Source organism: Alloalcanivorax gelatiniphagus (assembly GCF_005938655.1).
Taxonomy (GTDB): domain Bacteria; phylum Pseudomonadota; class Gammaproteobacteria; order Pseudomonadales; family Alcanivoracaceae; genus Alloalcanivorax; species Alloalcanivorax gelatiniphagus.
On the sequence record NZ_VCQT01000038.1, the window covers coordinates 41,324 to 59,085 of the forward strand.

Below are 17,762 nucleotides of genomic sequence, written 5' to 3' on the forward strand. Positions count from 1 at the left end.
GAATGGACGGCATTATCGGTTGGCGTGTTCGGCCAGACAACCGAGCACCTGATCGGTGACCTTCTTCAGGTTACCGGAAGCGGTGGACACCACGGCGTGCGCCACGTCCCGATATAGCGGATCACGCATTTCCAGCAACGCTTGCAGCTTGCGCTCCGGGTCACCGCTCTGCAACAGCGGCCGGTTGCGGTCGTTGCGGGTGCGGGCCAGTTGCAATTCCACCGGCGTCCACAGATAGATCACGCAGCCCCGCTGGTGCAGGTGGCGCCGGTTGTCCTCATTAAGGACCGCGCCACCACCGGTGGCCAGCACGATGCCGGACAGCGCGGTAAGTTCGTCGATCACATCCCGCTCGCGGCGGCGGAAACCGTCTTCCCCTTCCACATCGAAAATCCAGGGGATGTCGGCGCCGGTTTTCTCCTCGATAACCCGGTCGGAGTCGTAGAAAGGACGCTCGAGGACCTGCGCGAGATGCCGGCCCAGGGTGCTTTTGCCAGCACCCATGGGCCCTACCAGAAAGAGAGAAGTATCTGCCTTTTCATTCACCGATTGACCATTGCATCTTTCACCAGGCGAGGCGTGATAAAGATCAGCAGCTCCTGCTTGTTATCACGATTCACCTTCTTGCGGAACAGGGCACCCAGCCAGGGAATGTCACCCAGGAAAGGCGTTTTGATCACGGAGTTTACCGTTTCCTGTTGGAAAATACCGCCCAGAACCACGGTTTCGCCGTCGTTCACCAACACCGTGGTTTCCACCCGGTTGGTGTTGATGGCCGGGTTGTCCAGGTTGGTGCCCAGGGAATCGTTGTTGACCTTGAGCTGCATGATCACGTCGCCTTCCGGGGTCACCTGGGGGGTGACCTCAAGACGCAGTTCCGCTTCGATGAACTCCACCGCGGTGGCGCCGGAGGCGGTGGCCACGTTGAACGGCACCTGCTGACCGGAGGCGATCACCGCCGGCTGCTGGTCGGCGGTGAGCACCTTGGGCGTGGCCACCAGTTCGCCATGCCCTTCGGATTCCAGCGCCGACAGTTCCAGCTCGATAAGGCCGGAATCCAGGGAGGTGAAGCCGATGGAGAAGCGGGTGGCGTCGGTGGATTCCACGCCCATGTCGACGATCAGGTCGTTGTTCTGCTCCTCGTCGAACTCCTCCATCTCGGTTTCAATGGGGTTCTTGCTGCGGTCCGCTTCCAGGTTGGCGTAATGCAGGTTGCGCAGCGAGGTGTGGCGGCCGGAAACGCCCCAGCTCTTGCCCTCGTCCCACAGGCTGCTTTGCCAGCCCAGGCCACCCCAGCGCACGCCGAACTCGTCGGCCACGTTGGTGCTGGCGATCACCACCCGGGCTTCGATCAGCACCTGCTGGACCGGCACGTCCAGGCGCCGGATCAGGTCACGAATGTCCTCCAGGCGGGCGGAGGTGTCCTGCACGATCAGCGTGTTGGTGCGCTGATCGACGGTCACCGAGCCCCGCTCGCTGATCAGCGAGGAGCCCTCGGAGCCGCCCTGGGCGGTGATCAGCGTCTGCAGCTGCTCGGCGCGGGCATAGTTGATGCTGATGTACTCCGTGCGCAGCGGCGCCAGGGAGGCGAGCTGCTTTTGCGCTTCCAGTTCCTGCTTCTCGCGGGCGGCGATTTCATCCGCCGGCGCCACCAGCAGCACATTGCCCACCTGGCGCTTGTCCAGGCCCTTGGTCTTGAGGATCAGTTCCAGGGCCTGGTCCCAGGGCACGCTCTGCAGGCGCAGGGTGATGCGGCCGGTGACGGTGTCCGAGGCCACCAGGTTCAGGTCGGTGAAGTCGGCGATCAGCTGCAGCACCGAACGCACCTCGATGTCCTGGAAATTCAGCGACAGTTTTTCGCCGTCGTACTTGAACGCTTCGCGGCGCTGACGCTCCTTCTCCGCCGGGGTGAGCGGCTTGATATTGATGCTGAACAGGTTGTCCGCCTGGTAGGCCAGGTATTCCCAGGTGCCTTCCGGCTCGATGGTGACCACGGTGCCGCCATCGGTGCGGCGGGTATCGACGTATTTCACCGGAGTGGCGAAATCGGTCACGTCGAGACGGCGCACCAGGTCATCGGCGATTTCCGCGCCCACGAAGCGGGCAATGATCTTGCCGCCCTCCTCGCTCACGTCCACCGGCATGGAGGCCTTGGACAGGTTGATCATCACCCGGCCCTCGCCATCGCCGCCCCGGCGGAAGTCGATGTCACTGATGGCCGCCTCGCTGGCCACCATCGGCGACGGGCTGGCCGGGTCCATGCGCGGCGTGCTCTGGCCACCGCCCAGGGTGATCACCAGTTGCTGGCCCTCCACCCGGGTGTCGTAGCCGGTGAGCTGCTCCAGGTTGAAGATCAGCCGGGTGCGGTCCTTGGCTTCCACCACGGTGACACTGCGCGCGTTGCCGGTGCCCAGGTTGTGGCGTCTCACGTCCACCGCGCTGTTGGTGTCCAGCAGGTCCAGGGCGATGCGCGCCGGCCGCTCGATGCTGTAGCCCTTGACCTGGGGCGCATTGCCCTTGAAGTCCAGACGCACCTCCACACCGTCGCCGGGCAGGGTATTGGCCTGCAGGTCGGTGAGCGTGGCGGCCCGCGCCGGGGACAACAGAGCCGCCCCGGCCAGAATCAGCAACGCCGCCAACCAATGCCGGGGCGCCGCGCTTGTTGTTTTCAATGTGAAGAAACTCATAACTGGCATCCCCAGCAGCAGTTAGTCAGCAAGCGTTATATTGCGGGAGCGTTCCACCCAGCCCCCTTGTCCATCCGGCACGATCTCCACCAGCCCGAGCTGGCCGGCGCCCACGTCCACCACGCGCCCATAGTTCTTGCCCATGTGGCTGCCCACCCGCACCCGGGTGACGGCGCCGGTGGGGTCGGCGATCAAGGCCTCCAGCGGATTGCCGGGGCGCGTGATGGTGCCGACCATGTTCAGCGAGTCGATGCTGAACCCTTCCAGGTATTCCTTGGGCCGGCTGAGATCCGGCTCCACCGAGCGGCCCTCGGGCACTTCCAGCAGTTTCTGGTCCTGCGGCGGGCTGAACGGCGGGCGCAGCTTGTGCGCCGCGTAACTGTAGGTGGCGATCGGCTTGAACTCCGGCGGCGGCTCGATGCGGCCGCGCGGTCGCGCCTTGATCTCTTCCAGGCGGGCGTCCAGCTGGCCAAGATCGGCGCCGCCGCCGCAACCGCCGAGCAGGGCCGTTACGGTCACCACCATGATCCCCCGCGCGATGGCGTTTCGTGCTGTCATCTGTGTTCCCCTCAGGAGCGACCCTTCTTCCCGGCCTGCTTTTTATTGCCGTCGCCGCTGTCCCCGCCTTCCGCGTAGCGGTAGGTCTTGGCCGTGATGGCCATGTCCAGCAGCCCCCCGGGCTCCTTGTTATCGCTCTTCAGCGGCTCGATCTTGAAATTATGGAGCGTGACGATCCGTGGCAGCGCGGCCACCCCGGACACGAAGGAACCAAAGCCGTGGTAATCACCGATCACCCGGATATCGATGGGCAGCTCCGCGTAGAACTCCTTCTTGACCTCGTCCTTGAGCTCGATGGTCTCGAACTCCAGGCCGCTGCCAAGGCCGGTGTGGGTGATGTCCTCGAGCAGGCCCGGCACCTCGGTGTCGCGGGGCAGCTGGCTCTTGAGGGTTTCGAAGCTGGCCTCGATTTCCACCAGCTGCTGGCGATACTGCTCCAGGTTATGGGCCTGAAACGCCTTCTTCTCGTAGCTGTCCAGCAGGGTCTTTTCTTCCCGCACCAGCTGCCCGTGGCGCGCGTTCAGGTCCTTGATGGCGAGGAAATAGCCAAGAAACAGGATGGCGCCGAACACCAGCACCGCCGCGCCGATCTTCACCGGCAGCGGCCAACCGCCCACGTTCTCGAAATCCAGGCTGTTGAGCTCGTCGATCAGCTCCCGCACATCCAGGTTTTTCAGTTCGGACGCTTTCATTGGGCGGCCTCCTGTTCTTCCTCGCTGCGCGGCGAACCCTGCTTGACGGTGAGCAGGAAGGCGTTGGCCTGGGCCTCGCCGTCACTGCCCCGGCTGGATTCCAGCGCCCGCACATTGAGCAGATTGGGCTCCACGAACCAGTCGGAGGCGTCCAGGTTGCGCATCAACCGGGAGATGCGGTTGTTGGATTCCGCCACGCCCTCGATGGTGTAGTTGTCGCCATTGCGCTCCACCAGGGTGTAATAGACGCCGTCCGGCAGGGTGCGCACCAGCTGGTCGAACACATACACAATGGTCGGCCGGTTGCCCTGCAATTCCTGAATCACCGTCATCCGCGCCACCAGTTCGTCACGGCGGCGCTGCAATTCCTTGATTTCCTTGATCTGGGTGTCGAGCTTGGCGATGGCGCTCTGAATATGGCTGTTGCGGGTCTGCTGGTCGGCGATCTGCCCTTCCACCATACCCTTCCACAGCCAGAAGATCAGTCCGGCGACAATCGCCGCGAAGATCAGCCCGGCCAGGAATTCCTGTTTCTTCTGTTTGCGCCGTTCCTCGCGCCACGGGAGCAGGTTGATGGTGGTGGTCATTGCTCGAAGCTCCTCAACGCCAGGCCGCAGGCGATCATCAGCGCGGCGGCGTCATTCCCCAGCGCGCGGGCATTGACCTTGTTGGCCAGCGCCATGTCGGCGAACGGATCGGCCAGGGAGCACCCGGTACCCACCTTGTCCTGAATCAGCTCGGGCAACCCCGGAATCGACGCGGAGCCCCCGGCCAGCAGGATGTAGTCCACCTGGTTGAACTGGGTGGAGCCATAGAAGAACTGCAGCGAGCGGTTGATCTGCTGGACAATGGATTCCTTGAACGGAAACAGCACCTCGCTTTGATAGTCCTCCGGCAACTCGCCGGTCTTCTTGGCGAGCCCGGCCTCCTCCATGGAGATGCCGTAGCGGCGCTGGATTTCCTCGGTGAGCTGCTTGCCGCCGAACAGCTGTTCGCGGGTATAGACGCTGCGGCTCTGGTGGAACACGTTGAGGGTGGTCATGGTGGCGCCGATGTCGAACACCGCCACGGTGTCCAGCTCCTCGGCGTTGGGCAGGGTCGGCAGGATCATCTGGAAGGTGCGCTCCATGGCGTAGGCTTCCACGTCCACCACCTTCGGCTGCAGGCCGCCGATTTCCAGGGCATCGGCGCGCATTTCCACGTTCTCGGTGCGCGACGCCACCACCAGTACCTCGACCCGCTCCGGGTTGTCTTCCACCGGCCCCAGCACCTGGAAGTCCATGCGCACTTCGTCCAGCGGGAAAGGGATGTACTGATCCGCCTCCACCCGCAACTGGTTCTCCATATCGTCCTCGCCCAGCGAGGCGTCCATTTCGATCAGTTTGGTGATGGTGGCGGAGCCGGGCACCGCCACCGCGGCGGTTTTCACCCCCGGGCGGGCACGTCCGACCAGGCGCGCGATAACGTCACCGACCCCTTCCACATCGCTGACGTTCTTTTCCACCACCGCGTTGGCCGGCAGGGGTTCGACCCCATAGCTCTCCACCTTGTAGCGGCCCCCCGCCTTGGAAAGCTCCAGCAATTTGACGGCGGTGGAACTGATATCGATCCCCAGCAGTGTCTGGGCCTTTTTTCTGAGAAAAGGCAGCACAGTCGTCGTCCCATGTGTTTTTTATGGAGGCTTTTTTGCTTCAAAAATATGTAGTTACGTGGCTTTTATGCTCAACCACTTTAGAAATTAGTAATAACAGAACGGATATTAGATCACAACAACCTTTCCACCGTATAATGACCTGCTTCACGGGTCTGCTAGCCCTTTCTTCTGATCGTCAGAGCTATTGCAATAATATGCACTTGACCGCCTCCTGGATCCGGGCCCTCGCGCTCCTTGTTCTCGCCGCCGCTACCGGTGCCCTCCTGGTCCTCGCCGCCTGCTATCTTTACCTGGCGCCGCAACTTCCCGCGGCCGTCGCCATTCGTGAAGTGGAGTACCAGATACCACTGCGCATCTATACCGCCGACGGCAAGCTGATCGCCGAGTACGGGGAAAAGCGCCGCGAGCCCATAACCTACGATGAAATCCCTCCGCTTTTCGTGAAGGCGATACTGGCGGCCGAGGATGAACGCTTCTTCGAGCACCCCGGCGTGGACCCCAAGGGTCTGCTGCGGGCAGCGGTGGAGCTGGTGCGCTACCAGGAGATCCGCTCCGGCGGCTCCACCATCACCATGCAGGTGGCGCGCAACTTCTTCCTCGACCGGGAACAGCGCTTCCTGCGCAAGTTCAACGAGATCGTGCTGGCGATCCAGATCGAGCGCATCCTTAGTAAGGAAGAGATCCTCGAGCTGTATCTCAACAAGATCTATCTGGGCCACCGGGCCTATGGCGCGGAAGCGGCCTCCCAGGTCTACTACGGCAAGCCCATCGGCGACCTGACCCTGGCGCAACTGGCGATGATCGCCGGCCTGCCCAAGGCGCCCTCGGCCTACAACCCGATCACCAATCCGGAGCGGGCGCGGCTGCGCCGCAACTGGATTCTGTACCGCATGGAGGAGACCGGCGCCATCACCAAGGAGCAGATGGAAACGGCCCGCCAGGCACCGGTCACCGCCCGTTACCATGCCGCCAGCCCGGAGGTGGAAGGGGCCTATATGGGCGAGATCGCGCGCATCGCCGCCCAGGACCTGGTGGACAAGGACGTGTACACCGAGGGCGTGCGCATCTTCACCACCCTGAACAGCGACCGGCAGAACGCCGCCGTCACCGCCCTGCGCCAGGGGCTGCACGACTACGACGAACGGCACGGCTACCGGGGCCCCCTGGCCCAGGTGAAGACCGACGACCTGCCGGACCCGGGCTGGCCGCGCCCCCAGGACACCGAGGCCGCGCCCGCCGAGGACGAGCCGGAGCCGGAACTGGCCAAGGCCGTCGCGCCGGACGACCACCAGGAAATCGACCAGGACCGCGCCGCCTGGGTGGCGCGCTTCCGCGACCAGCCCGCCTACGGCCCCCTGCACACCGCCGTGGTCACCGCCCTGCGCGAGCGCCAGGCGGCGGTGCTGCTGGCGGACGGCAACCAGGCGGTGATCGAGTGGGACGACATCAAGTGGGCCCGCCCGGCTCTCCGCAAAGGCTACATGGGCGAGGCGCCGAACAACGCCGGCGACGTGCTCAAGGTGGGCGACGTGATCTACGTGCGCCCGGTGGGCCAGGACGACAACGCCCGCTGGCGCCTGGCCCAGCTGCCCCGCGCCCAGTCGGCCATCGTTTCCCTGGACCCGGACACCGGCGCCGTGGAGGCCCTGCAGGGCGGCTACAGCTTCTATGCGTCCAAGTTCAACCGGGCCACCCAGGCACGCCGGCAGGTGGGCTCCGCCTTCAAACCGTTCGTGTACACCGCCGCCCTGGAAAACGGCTTCACCCCGGCCACCATCATTAATGATGCCCCGGTGGTGTTCGACAGCAGCGAACTGGAAGAAGCCTGGCGCCCCACCGGCTCCAGCGAACGCTTCTACGGACCCACCCGCCTGCGCGAGGCGCTTTACCGCTCGCTCAACCTGGTGTCGATCCGCATTCTCCGCCAGGTCGGCATCGGCCAGACCATGAACACCCTCAACCACTTCGGCCTGCCCACCGAGCGCTTCCAGCGCGACCTTTCCCTGGCCCTGGGCAGCGCCTCGCTGACGCCACTGGAGCTGGCCGGCGCCTATGCCATTTTCGCCAACGGCGGCTACCGGGTGACGCCTTACTTCCTGGAGCGCATCGAGGACAAGAACGGCAAGGTGCTCTGGAAAGCGCCCCGGGTGGAAAAATGCGAGGCGCCCTGCGCGCTGGTGCGGGACGACGACCAGGTGGCGGAAAGCACCCCGGACACCGACGACGACGGCAAACCGGTGCAACCGCCGCCAGTGAAGGCGCCACGGGTGGAAGACGAGGACATCATCTGGCTGATGAACAGCATCCTGCACGATGTGGTGGAACGGGGCACCGGCCGCGACGCCCGCCGGCTGGGCCGGGGCGACCTGCACGGCAAGACCGGCACCACCAACGACCAGGTGGACGCCTGGTTCTCCGGCTTCTCGCCGTCCCTGGTGGCCACCGTGTGGGTGGGCTTCGACAGCCCCGCCACCCTGGGCTGGGGTGAATACGGCGGCCGCGCCGCCCTGCCGATCTGGATCGACTACATGGGCAAGGCCCTGAACGGCGTGCCGGAACAGCACCCGCCCCAGCCGTCGGGCATCGTGTCGGTGCGCATCGACCCGGACAGCGGCCTGCAGGCCCGCCCGGACAACCCGGACGCGATCTTCGAGTACTTCCGCCAGAACAATGTGCCGGAACTGGAGTCGCCGCACAGCAGCGACGGCCGCACCCCGGAGCAGATTTTTTAAACCAGTTGAAAGCGACAAGTTAAAAGTTGAAAGGGAAAAACAAGAAGGGGGCGCTGCCGATTGGCAGGGCCCCCTTCTCGTTTCAACTTTTAACTTTCAACTTGTAACTGCCGCGCCAGCAGCCTTACAACTCCGGGAAGATCTCATCCAGCGAGTTGAGCGGATAGTGGGACGGGTAACCCTTGCGGGCCACGCCGGAGTCCACCGCCGCTTTGGCCACCGCCGCCGATACCCGGCCCAGCAGACGCGGGTCGTTGGGCTTGGGAATGATGTACTCGGCGCCGAATTTCAGCTCGCCGCCGCCGTAGGCGTCCAGCACTTCCTTGGGCGGAGCTTCCCGCACCAGACCGGCGATGGCGTGCACGGCGGCGATCTTCATTTCCTCGTTGATGGAGGTGGAGCGCACATCCAGGGCACCGCGGAACATGTACGGGAAACACAGCACATTGTTCACCTGGTTCGGGTAGTCCGAACGGCCGGTGGCGATGATGGCGTCGGCGCGGGCGGCCTTAGCCACCTCCGGACGAATTTCCGGGTCCGGGTTGGCCAGCGCGAAGATGATCGGCTTGGGCGCCATCTTCTTGACCATCTCCGAGGTCAGCATGTCCGGGCCGGATACGCCGATAAACACATCCGCGCCGTCCACGGCGTCGTCCAGGGTGCGCTTGTCGGTGTCGTTGGCCAGCGCCGCCTTGTACTGGTTGAGGTCGTCACGGCGGCTGTGGATCACGCCCTTGCGGTCCAGCACCAGGATGTTTTCCTTGCGCGCGCCCATTTCGATAAGCAGACGCACGGAGGCCACACCGGCGGCACCGGCGCCCACGCACACCACTTTAATGTCCTGGATGCGCTTGCCCTGAATCTCCAGGGCGTTGATCAGGCCGGCGCCAACCACGATGGCGGTGCCGTGCTGGTCATCGTGGAACACCGGCACGTCGCACTGCTCCTTGAGCACGCGCTCGATCTCGAAGCATTCCGGCGCGCGGATGTCTTCCAGATTGATGCCGCCAAAGGTGCGGTGAATGCGCATCACCGTGTCGATAAAGGCCTGCGGGTCCTCGGCTTCCACCTCGATGTCGAACACATCGATGCCGGCGAACAGCTTGAACAGGATGCCCTTGCCTTCCATCACCGGCTTGGAAGCCAGCGCCCCCAGATTGCCGAGACCGAGAATAGCGGTGCCATCGCTGATTACCGCCACCAGATTGCCCTTGGACGTGAACCGGTAGGCCAGCTCCGGCTCGCGCGCGATCTCGCGCACCGGCTCGGCCACCCCGGGGCTGTACGCCAGGCTGAGGTCCCGGCTGGTCGCCGCCGGTTTGGTCACCTCAACGCTGATCTTCCCCGGACGCGGTTTGGCGTGGTATTCCAGGGCCGCCTTCTTCAGATCCTCGGACATGGGGGGTCTCCACAAACACTCAATGACAAAAAACACACGTTTAAAAGCAAAAAGCACCCTGGCGGGTGCTTTTCACAGGCAAGACTTCGAACTTGTAATATTTACTTGTTCTTGCCTGAGCGCATCATGCCGAAGCGCTGTTTGAACTTATCGATCTGACCACCGGTGTCCGCCTGCTTCTGCTTGCCGGTATAGAAAGGATGGCAGGCCGAGCACACGTCCACTTCCAGGCTACCGCCACGGGTGGAACGGGTTTCGATTACGTTGCCGCAACTGCAGGTCACGGTGACTTCCTGGTAATCGGGATGAATCTCTGGTTTCATAGCAAAGCTCCTTCTGGTGTCGCCACCCGAGCCTCTCGTCGGGCACCACACTGGCTTGCGCCGGGCAAAAGTGAAGGCGAATCATAACAGCTTGACACCGATGCGCAAGAGATAACCGGACGCTCCCCGTGCCTTCTCCTTCCGTTGTACAGGTCGCCCTGCCGGTGCCCCTGCCCGGCTGCTTCGACTACCGCCTGCCGGCGGACACCCCGCCGCCGCAACGCGGCTGCCGGGTGGAAGTGCCGTTTGGCCGCCGCACCCTGGTGGGCATCGTCCACGGCCTGGAACCCAGCGACCGTAAACAGCTCAAGCCGATTAAACAGGTGCTCGACGAAGAGCCGGTCATCGACCCCCTTCTATATCGGCTGTGCGAACGGGCCGCCCGCTATTACCACCACCCCCTCGGCGAAGTGCTCAACTTCGTGCTGCCCACCCTGCTGCGCCAGGGCCAGCCGGCCCGCGCCGGCGGCGAGGTGCGCTGGCGTCTCACCGACCGGGGCCACCATGTGGCGCCGGAGCGGCTGGCGCGGGCGCCCCGCCAGTTGCAGGCCATGCAGGTGCTGGCCGAACACCCGCGCGGGCTGACCCCGGCCATGCTGGAGGCCCTGTCGGTATCGCGGCCGGCGCTGCAGGCGCTGCGTGACAAGCAGTGGGTGGAACGGGTGGAGGTGACGGCGGCGGCACCGGCGGAGGAGGATGCGGTGCGCGCGGAACCGGCCCTGCGCCCCAGCGGCGAACAGCGCGCCGCCATCGACGCCATCATCGCCGCCGAGGGCTTCCAGCCGTTTCTGCTCGACGGGGTCACCGGCAGCGGCAAAACCGAAGTCTATCTGCAGGCCATGGCGCCGGTGCTGGCCGCCGGCAAGCAGGTGCTGGTGCTGGTGCCGGAAATCGGCCTGACGCCGCAGACCCTGCGCCGCTTCCGCCAGCGCTTCGCGGTGCCGGTGACGGTGCTGCATTCCGGCCTCACCGACCGGGAGCGGCTGGACGCCTGGGTGGCCGCCCGGGATGGCCGGGCGCGCATCCTGATCGGCACCCGCTCGGCGGTGTTCACGCCGCTGGCCCGGCCCGGCCTGATCATCGTCGACGAAACCCACGACGCCTCCCTGAAGCAGCAGGACGGCTTCCGCTACCACGCCCGCGACCTGGCCACCTGGCGCGCCCAGCAGTTGGAAGTGCCGGTGGTGCACGGCAGCGCCACCCCGGCCCTGGAGACCCTGCAGCTGGCCCGCGCCGGCCGCTACCACTGGCTGCGCCTGCGCGAGCGCGCCGGCGGCGCGGTGGCCCCGGCCATCGAACTGCTGGACGCCCGCGACGCCACCCCGGACCAGCCACTGCTGCCCACCGCCCTGACCGCCATCGAACGGACCCTGGCCAAGGGCGAACAGGCGCTGGTGTTTCTCAACCGGCGCGGCTTCGCGCCGGTGATCCTGTGCCGGGACTGCGGCTGGCAGGACGAATGCCCGCGCTGCGACAGCCTGATGACCTGGCACCGCAGCGAGCACCAGCTGCGCTGCCACCACTGCGGCCACCAGCACCGGGTGCCGCAACGCTGTGGCCAGTGCGGCTCCAGCAATCTCACCGACGCCGGCGCCGGCACCGAAAAGCTGGAAGCCCTGCTCACCGAGCACTGCGATGCCCCGGTGGTGCGCATCGACCGCGACACCACCCGCCGCAAGGGCAGCCTGGACGCCAAGCTGGCGCAGATTCAGAAGGGTGAACCGGCGGTGCTGGTGGGCACCCAGATGCTGGCCAAGGGCCACCATTTTCCGCGCCTGAGCCTGGCGGTGATCATGAACATGGACGCCGGCTTTCTCAGCGCCGACTTCCGGGGCCCGGAGCAGGCGGCGCAATTGCTGTTGCAGGTGGCCGGCCGCAGCGGTCGTCAGGACCGGCCCGGCCGGGTACTGATGCAGAGCCGGCACGGCGACCACCACCTGGTGCGGCTGGCCGCCGCCGGCGACTACCACGCCCTGGCGGATGCGCTGCTGGACGAGCGGCGCGGCGCCGGCCTGCCGCCGTTCGGCCACCTGGCGCTGCTGCGCTGCGAGGCCATGGCCATGGACCAGGCCCTGCAGTTCCTCGGCGAGTGCGCCGAACGGCTGCCCGGCCATCCCCAGGTCCAGGTGCTGGGGCCGGTGCCGGCGCCCATGGAAAAACGGGCCGGCCGCTACCGGGCCCAGCTGCTGCTGCAAAGCCCCGAGCGCCCGCCGCTGCACGGGGTGCTCGACGCCCTGATGGCCCTGGCCCGGGAGCTGCCCTCCGGCCGGCGCTGCCGCTGGCACCTGGACGTGGACCCCATCGACCTGCTCTAGGCGGCCCCGGAAGCAGGGGCGGAAAGCACCGATAGAAAGCATCGATAGAAAATTCCGATGGAAATAAGTCATATAAGTTGACTAAAATACCGGCCTTTCCAATTCCAGCCGGGAGATTTCCATGAGCCAGGTCGACGCCCTGTTCGACCGCTATGGCACGCGCTACCGCCTCTGGGTAACCCTCACCGTGATGCTCGGCCTGGTGGCCCTGGGCATGTCCATCACCATCGTCAATGTGGCCATTCCTTATATAAAGGGCGCCTTTGGCATGAGCGACAGCCAGGTGCAGTGGTTGTCCACCGGCTTTCTGGCGTCCACCACGGTGTCGCTGCTGATCGCCCCCTGGCTGGTCACCTCGGTGGGCCAGCGCGCCACCTTCATGGGGCTGCTGCTGGTGTTTATCGCCGCCTCCTTCCTGGGCGGCCTGGGCCAGAGCATGGGCATGCTGATCGCCGCCCGGGTGATCCAGGGCGGCATGACCGGGCTGATCCGGCCGGTGGCCATGGAAGCCCTGTTCGCCGCCTATCCGCCGCAGAACCGGGGCATGGCCACCGCCATGTACGGCATGTGCCTGGGCTTGCCGCTGACCCTGGCCACGGTGATCGGCGGCTGGCTGGTGGAGCACTTCACCTGGCGCTATGTGTTCTTTATCACCCTGCCGATCTGCGTGGCGGCGGCGGTGATGGGCTTTTTCTTCCTGCCGCCCCGGGAGCACAAGGGCCCGCGGCCACCGTTCGACTGGGCCGGCGTGGTGCTGCTGTTCACCGCCGTGTTCACGGTGCTGGCGGCGCTGTCCAACGGCCAGCGCTGGGGCTGGGACGACCCGCGCGTGCCGCTCCTGCTGCTCACCGGCCTGCTGTGCGGCGCCGCCTTCGTGGCCTGGCAGCAACGCACCGCCCACCCGCTGCTGGACCTGGCGATCTTCCGTAACCGACTGTTCGTCACCGGCACCCTGGCCATGTTCCTGTTCGGCGGCACCTTCTACGGCATCATGTATCTGCTGCCCCAGTTCGTGCAGTCGATCCTGCATTACAGCCCGATCAGCGCCGGCCAGATCTTTCTGCCCTCCACCGCCGTGCTGGCGGTGCTGGTGCCCATGGTGGGCCGGCTCAGCGACCGTTTTCCGCCGCACTGGATCACCCTGCCCGGGCTGGCCTGCACCCTGGTGGCGGTGTGGCTGATGACGCACATGGACTGGAACACCAGCTTCGCCTACCTGGCGGTGGCCATGGCCGTGCTGTCCATCGGCATGGCCGCGTTTCCGCCGCCCACCCTGTCCAACGCCATCGCCGCGCTGCCGCCACGGCTCACCGGCCACGGCTCCGGGGCCATCAACTTCGCCATGCAACTGGGCGGCGCCATGGGCACCGCCGCCCTGGTGATTCTGCTCGACCGGCGCACCGCCGTGCACGGCCAGCACCTCAACGCCGGGGTGCACGCCGGCAACAGCCAGGCGCAACAGCAACTGGGGCAGCTCGCCGAACTGGCCGGGCGGCTGGGAGTGGCGGAAACCCAGCAAGGGGCCATCGCCGGCCATCTGATGGGCCGGCTGGAAGCCATCTGGGCCTCGATTCTGGCCTACCAGGACGGCTTCTGGATTCTGGTGGCCAGCCTGGTTGTGGTGGCGATCCCGTCTCTATTGCTGAGCCGGCTGAACCGCTCCGCGCCGGCCCATTGAGTTCATCCACGTGACAGCATCAAGGAAAGCACCATGACTTCCTCCTCTCCGGTCACCGCACGCCGCCCGTCGCGGCGGCTCAAGCTCGCCGCCCTGGTGGTGCTGGCGCTGCTTTGCCTGGTGTGGATGGCGTTCGCCGTCGTCCACCGGCTCACCCATGTGAGCGTCCAGGACGCCCGCATCATGGCCAGCCAGGTCACCGTCAGCAGCCGCCTGGACGGCTGGGTCACCGATTTCACCATCACCGAGGGGGACCAACTCAAAAAGGGCGACACCGTGGCCCGGCTGTACAGCGAGCCGGAGCAACGGCGGCTGGACTCCCTGCAAGCCGAGGTGGCCACCCAACAGGCCAAGCTGGACTATGAGCGCACCCGGCTGGAGCTGGGCCAGCGGCAATTCCAGGGCGGCCTGACCATCACCGGCCAGGAGCTGGACTCCGCCAAGGCCGCCGAACAGGCGGCCCGCTCGCGCCTGACCAGCGCCCGGGAGGACTACAAACGCACCGAGGCGCTGTACAAGAAAGGCTCCATCTCCAAGCAGCGCCGCGACCAGGACTACTACGCCTACCAGACCGCCCGCGCCGAATATCAGCGCGCCAAACAGGAAGTGGCGGTGAGCCAGTCCCAGGCCGACAACGCCCATGTGGGCTTTCTCAACGGCGTCCAGGTGCCGCTGCCGCCGCCGGAAGTAATGCGCTCGCGCATCAAGGTGGCGGAGAACGAACTGGCCCGGGCGCGGGCGGACCTGGAGGAGGAACAGGTGCGCATGCGCGACCTGCGGGTGCCCAGCCCCATTGGCGGCGTGGTCAACAAAACCCTGGTGGACCAGGGCGAATACGTCAGCGCCGGCCAGCCGCTGCTGATGATGCACGACCCGGACGACCTGTGGGTGGAGGCCAACATCAAGGAAACCGACATCGGCGACCTGCACCCGGGCCAACCGGTGGCGATCACCGTGGACGCCTACCCGGACGCCCACTTCGCCGGCCAGGTCCGCATCGTCGGCCGCGCCGCCACCAGCCAGTTCGCCCTGCTCCCCGACCCCAACCCCTCCGGCAACTTCACCAAGATCACCCAACGCATCCCGGTGCGCATCGCCCTCACCGAAGGCCCCATGGACCGCATCGGCCCGGGGATGATGGTGGAGGTGGATATCGATATCAGGGGGAAGTGAGCCACCCCAGGGGGCGGCATTCCCCCCCACTTTGCCGTACAATCGGCGGCCCATCCACGGCCCCCGGAAGAGCATGAAAGACCGTCTTGTCGCCCTGATCGAGCAAGCGCTGGAGACGCTGACCGCCAACGGCACCCTGCCCGCCGACGCCCGGCGTCCGGTGCAGATCGACCGTACCAAGGACAAAAGCCACGGCGACTTCGCCACCAACATCGCCCTGATGCTGGCCAAGCCGGCGGGCCTCAAGCCCCGCGACCTGGCCGAGGCGCTGGTGGCGGCGCTGCCGGAGGATAAGGCGGTAGCCCGGGCGGAGATCGCCGGGCCCGGCTTCATCAACTTCTTCCAGGCGGAAAGCTGGCTCACCGATCAACTGGACGCGGCCCTGGCGGACGCCCATCTGGCGGTGCCCCGGCCGGCGGCCACGCAAACCGTGGTGATCGACTACTCCTCGCCGAATCTGGCGAAGGAAATGCACGTGGGCCATCTGCGCTCCACCATTATCGGCGACGCGGTGGTGCGCACCCTGGATTTCCTGGGCCACAAGGTGGTGCCGCAGAACCACGTGGGCGACTGGGGCACCCAGTTCGGCATGCTGCTGGCCTACCTGGAAGAGCGTAAGGACGAGGACGGCGACCAGGCCCTGAGCCGGGAACTGTCCGACCTGGAGAACTTCTACCGGGCCGCCAAGAAGCGCTTCGACGAGTCGGCGGAATTCGCCGACCGGGCCCGCGCCCTGGTGGTCAAACTGCAGTCCGGCGACGACTACTGCCTGAAGCTGTGGCGGGAGTTCAACCAGGTTTCCCTGAGCCACTGCTTCGCCGTCTACCAGCGCCTGGGCGTGCGCCTGGGCCCGGACGACGTGCGCGGCGAAAGCGCCTACAACGATGATCTGCCCCGGGTGGTCGAGGACCTGGACGCCGCCGGCCTGCTCAGCGAGGACCAGGGCGCCCTGTGCGTGTTCCTGGAAGAATTCAGGAACAAGGAAGGCGACCCGCTGCCGGTGATCGTGCGCAAGGCCGGCGGTGGCTATCTGTACGCCACCACCGACCTGGCGGCGGTGCGCTACCGGGCCGGCAAGCTGGGCGGCGACCGGCTGCTGTATTTCGTGGACCAGCGCCAGGCCCTGCATTTCCAGCAGATCTTCACGGTGGCCCGCAAGGCCGGCTTCGTGGACGCCCACGTGGAAATGGAGCACATGGGCTTCGGCACCATGAACGGCGCCGACGGCCGCCCGTTCAAGACCCGCGACGGCGGCACCGTGAAGCTGATCGATCTGCTCGACGAAGCGGAGCAGCGCGCCTACGACCTGGTCAAATCCAAGAACGGCGATCTGGCCGAGGACGAGCTGCGCACCATCGCCCGGGCGGTGGGCATCGGCGCGGTCAAGTACGCCGACCTGAGCAAGAACCGCACCAGCGACTATATTTTCGACTTCAACCAGATGCTCAGCTTCGAGGGCAACACCGCGCCCTACCTGCTGTACGCCTACACCCGGGTGGTCAGCGTGTTCCGCAAGGCCGGGCTGAGCCTGGACCGGGTCGGCGAGTTGAACGGCCCCTTCCAGCTGAACCAGGACGCGGAGCAGGCCCTGGCCGCCCGTCTGGTGCAGTTCAGTGAGGTGGTGGAGCAGGTGGCCGGCAAGGGCCAGCCACACTTCCTGTGCGCCTACCTGTTCGAGCTGGCCGGGCTGTTTTCGGCCTTCTATGAACACTGCCCGATTCTCGCCGCCGAGGACGAGGCGGTGAAAACCAGCCGCCTGAAACTGGCCGCGCTGACCGCCCGCACCCTGGGCCGCGGTCTGACCCTGCTGGGCCTGGATCCCCTGGAGCGCATGTAATGGCGAAGAATACCCCACGCCGCGGTGCCAGCCGCGGATCGAGCAAAAAAAACCGCCAGGTCCCGGGCTGGGTCTGGCTGTTCACCGGTCTCGCCGCCGGCCTGTTCGTGGCCTTCCTGGTGCACCTGACCCAGGTGCAGATGGAACAGGGCCAGCCGCGCACCGCCGACAAGGGGCGGCCCAACGACAGTGACAAGCCGGCCAAGGACACCGCCAAGGACAAAGCCGGCAAGGACGAGGACCAGCCCAAGTTCGACTTCTACGCGGTGCTGCCCAAGATGGAAGTGATCGTGCCCAAGGGCGAGGACGAGGACGGCCCGTCCCGGCCGGTGAAGGAAGCCAAGCCGGCGCGGCCCGCCGACAAACCCGGCGACGATGCCCCGGTGGCCGGTCGCAACGACAAGCGTTTCGTGCTGCAGGCGGGCAGCTTCCGCCGCCAGGGCGACGCCGACCGCCGCCGGGCGGAACTGATCCTCAAGGGCTACGAAGTGCGTATCCAGCCGGTCAAGCTGGACAACGGCGACACCTGGCACCGGGTGATGATCGGCCCCTACAACAACATCAATGCCCTGCACCGCGCCCAGGACAAACTGGCCGCCAACGGGGTGGAGACCCTGCCCATCCAGTTGAAGGAATAACCGGCACGCTTGAATTCCGGAGGCGCGGCCCGCACATCCTGTCCAAATCAGGACCTGTTCAAATCGGGATAAGGAG

The 17,762-nt window shown here is 65.9% G+C and carries 14 protein-coding genes; 6 read left to right on the forward strand and 8 right to left on the reverse strand.

The genetic code is table 11. From position 1 onward, the window contains the following. Positions 1–12: 12 nt before the first annotated feature. Genes aroK through FGS76_RS12510 form a run of 6 tightly spaced genes read right to left on the reverse strand, consistent with a single transcriptional unit; the run spans position 13 to position 5,588 of the window. Complete coding sequence (aroK, locus tag FGS76_RS12485) at positions 13–546, reverse strand: shikimate kinase AroK (RefSeq protein WP_276607932.1); 534 nt, start codon at positions 544–546, stop codon at positions 13–15. Then, complete coding sequence (locus FGS76_RS12490; RefSeq protein ID WP_240692530.1) at positions 543–2,672, reverse strand: type IV pilus secretin PilQ; 2,130 nt, start codon at positions 2,670–2,672, stop codon at positions 543–545. The genes aroK and FGS76_RS12490 overlap by 4 nt, the downstream gene beginning before the upstream one ends. A 36-nt stretch (positions 2,673–2,708) precedes the next feature. Beyond that, positions 2,709–3,245, reverse strand: a complete 537-nt coding sequence (locus FGS76_RS12495; protein WP_240692531.1) for a pilus assembly protein PilP — start codon at positions 3,243–3,245, stop codon at positions 2,709–2,711. Between the two features lie 11 nt (positions 3,246–3,256). Further along, the gene (locus tag FGS76_RS12500; protein WP_138772991.1) at positions 3,257–3,937 is read right to left on the reverse strand and encodes a type IV pilus inner membrane component PilO; all 681 of its coding nucleotides are present in this window, start codon (positions 3,935–3,937) and stop codon (positions 3,257–3,259) included. Then, complete coding sequence (locus tag FGS76_RS12505) at positions 3,934–4,524, reverse strand: PilN domain-containing protein (protein ID WP_138772992.1); 591 nt, start codon at positions 4,522–4,524, stop codon at positions 3,934–3,936. Before FGS76_RS12505 ends, FGS76_RS12500 begins: the two co-directional genes overlap by 4 nt. Beyond that, on the reverse strand, positions 4,521–5,588 hold the full coding sequence (locus FGS76_RS12510; RefSeq protein ID WP_138772993.1) for a pilus assembly protein PilM: 1,068 nt from the start codon (positions 5,586–5,588) through the stop codon (positions 4,521–4,523). The genes FGS76_RS12505 and FGS76_RS12510 overlap by 4 nt, the downstream gene beginning before the upstream one ends. A 332-nt stretch (positions 5,589–5,920) precedes the next feature. Here FGS76_RS12510 and FGS76_RS12515 point away from each other — a divergent pair, with 332 nt between their 5' ends. Continuing rightward, positions 5,921–8,323 carry a penicillin-binding protein 1A gene (locus tag FGS76_RS12515; protein ID WP_240692532.1) on the forward strand — a complete coding sequence of 801 codons (2,403 nt, stop codon included), beginning with the start codon at positions 5,921–5,923 and terminating at the stop codon, positions 8,321–8,323. Between the two features lie 124 nt (positions 8,324–8,447). On the opposite strand, the gene FGS76_RS12520 is transcribed toward FGS76_RS12515, so the two are convergent. Then, positions 8,448–9,722, reverse strand: a complete 1,275-nt coding sequence (locus tag FGS76_RS12520; RefSeq protein ID WP_138772995.1) for a malic enzyme-like NAD(P)-binding protein — start codon at positions 9,720–9,722, stop codon at positions 8,448–8,450. Between the two features lie 101 nt (positions 9,723–9,823). Continuing rightward, on the reverse strand, positions 9,824–10,045 hold the full coding sequence (gene rpmE / locus FGS76_RS12525) for a 50S ribosomal protein L31 (RefSeq protein ID WP_138772996.1): 222 nt from the start codon (positions 10,043–10,045) through the stop codon (positions 9,824–9,826). Between the two features lie 128 nt (positions 10,046–10,173). Between rpmE and FGS76_RS12530 the strand changes: the two genes are divergently transcribed. The 5 genes from FGS76_RS12530 to FGS76_RS12550 all read left to right on the forward strand — a co-directional run bounded on the left by FGS76_RS12530 (position 10,174) and on the right by FGS76_RS12550 (position 17,686). After that, positions 10,174–12,360, forward strand: a complete 2,187-nt coding sequence (locus tag FGS76_RS12530) for a primosomal protein N' (protein WP_138772997.1) — start codon at positions 10,174–10,176, stop codon at positions 12,358–12,360. A gap of 121 nt (positions 12,361–12,481) precedes the next feature. Beyond that, the gene (locus FGS76_RS12535) at positions 12,482–14,038 is read left to right on the forward strand and encodes a DHA2 family efflux MFS transporter permease subunit (RefSeq protein ID WP_138772998.1); all 1,557 of its coding nucleotides are present in this window, start codon (positions 12,482–12,484) and stop codon (positions 14,036–14,038) included. A 33-nt stretch (positions 14,039–14,071) separates the two neighbouring features. Beyond that, positions 14,072–15,211, forward strand: a complete 1,140-nt coding sequence (locus FGS76_RS12540) for an HlyD family secretion protein (RefSeq protein ID WP_138772999.1) — start codon at positions 14,072–14,074, stop codon at positions 15,209–15,211. A gap of 73 nt (positions 15,212–15,284) precedes the next feature. Further along, positions 15,285–17,048 carry an arginine--tRNA ligase gene (argS, locus tag FGS76_RS12545; protein WP_138773000.1) on the forward strand — a complete coding sequence of 588 codons (1,764 nt, stop codon included), beginning with the start codon at positions 15,285–15,287 and terminating at the stop codon, positions 17,046–17,048. Continuing rightward, positions 17,048–17,686 carry an SPOR domain-containing protein gene (locus FGS76_RS12550; RefSeq protein WP_138773001.1) on the forward strand — a complete coding sequence of 213 codons (639 nt, stop codon included), beginning with the start codon at positions 17,048–17,050 and terminating at the stop codon, positions 17,684–17,686. Before argS ends, FGS76_RS12550 begins: the two co-directional genes overlap by 1 nt. The last annotated feature ends 76 nt before the right edge of the window (positions 17,687–17,762 follow it).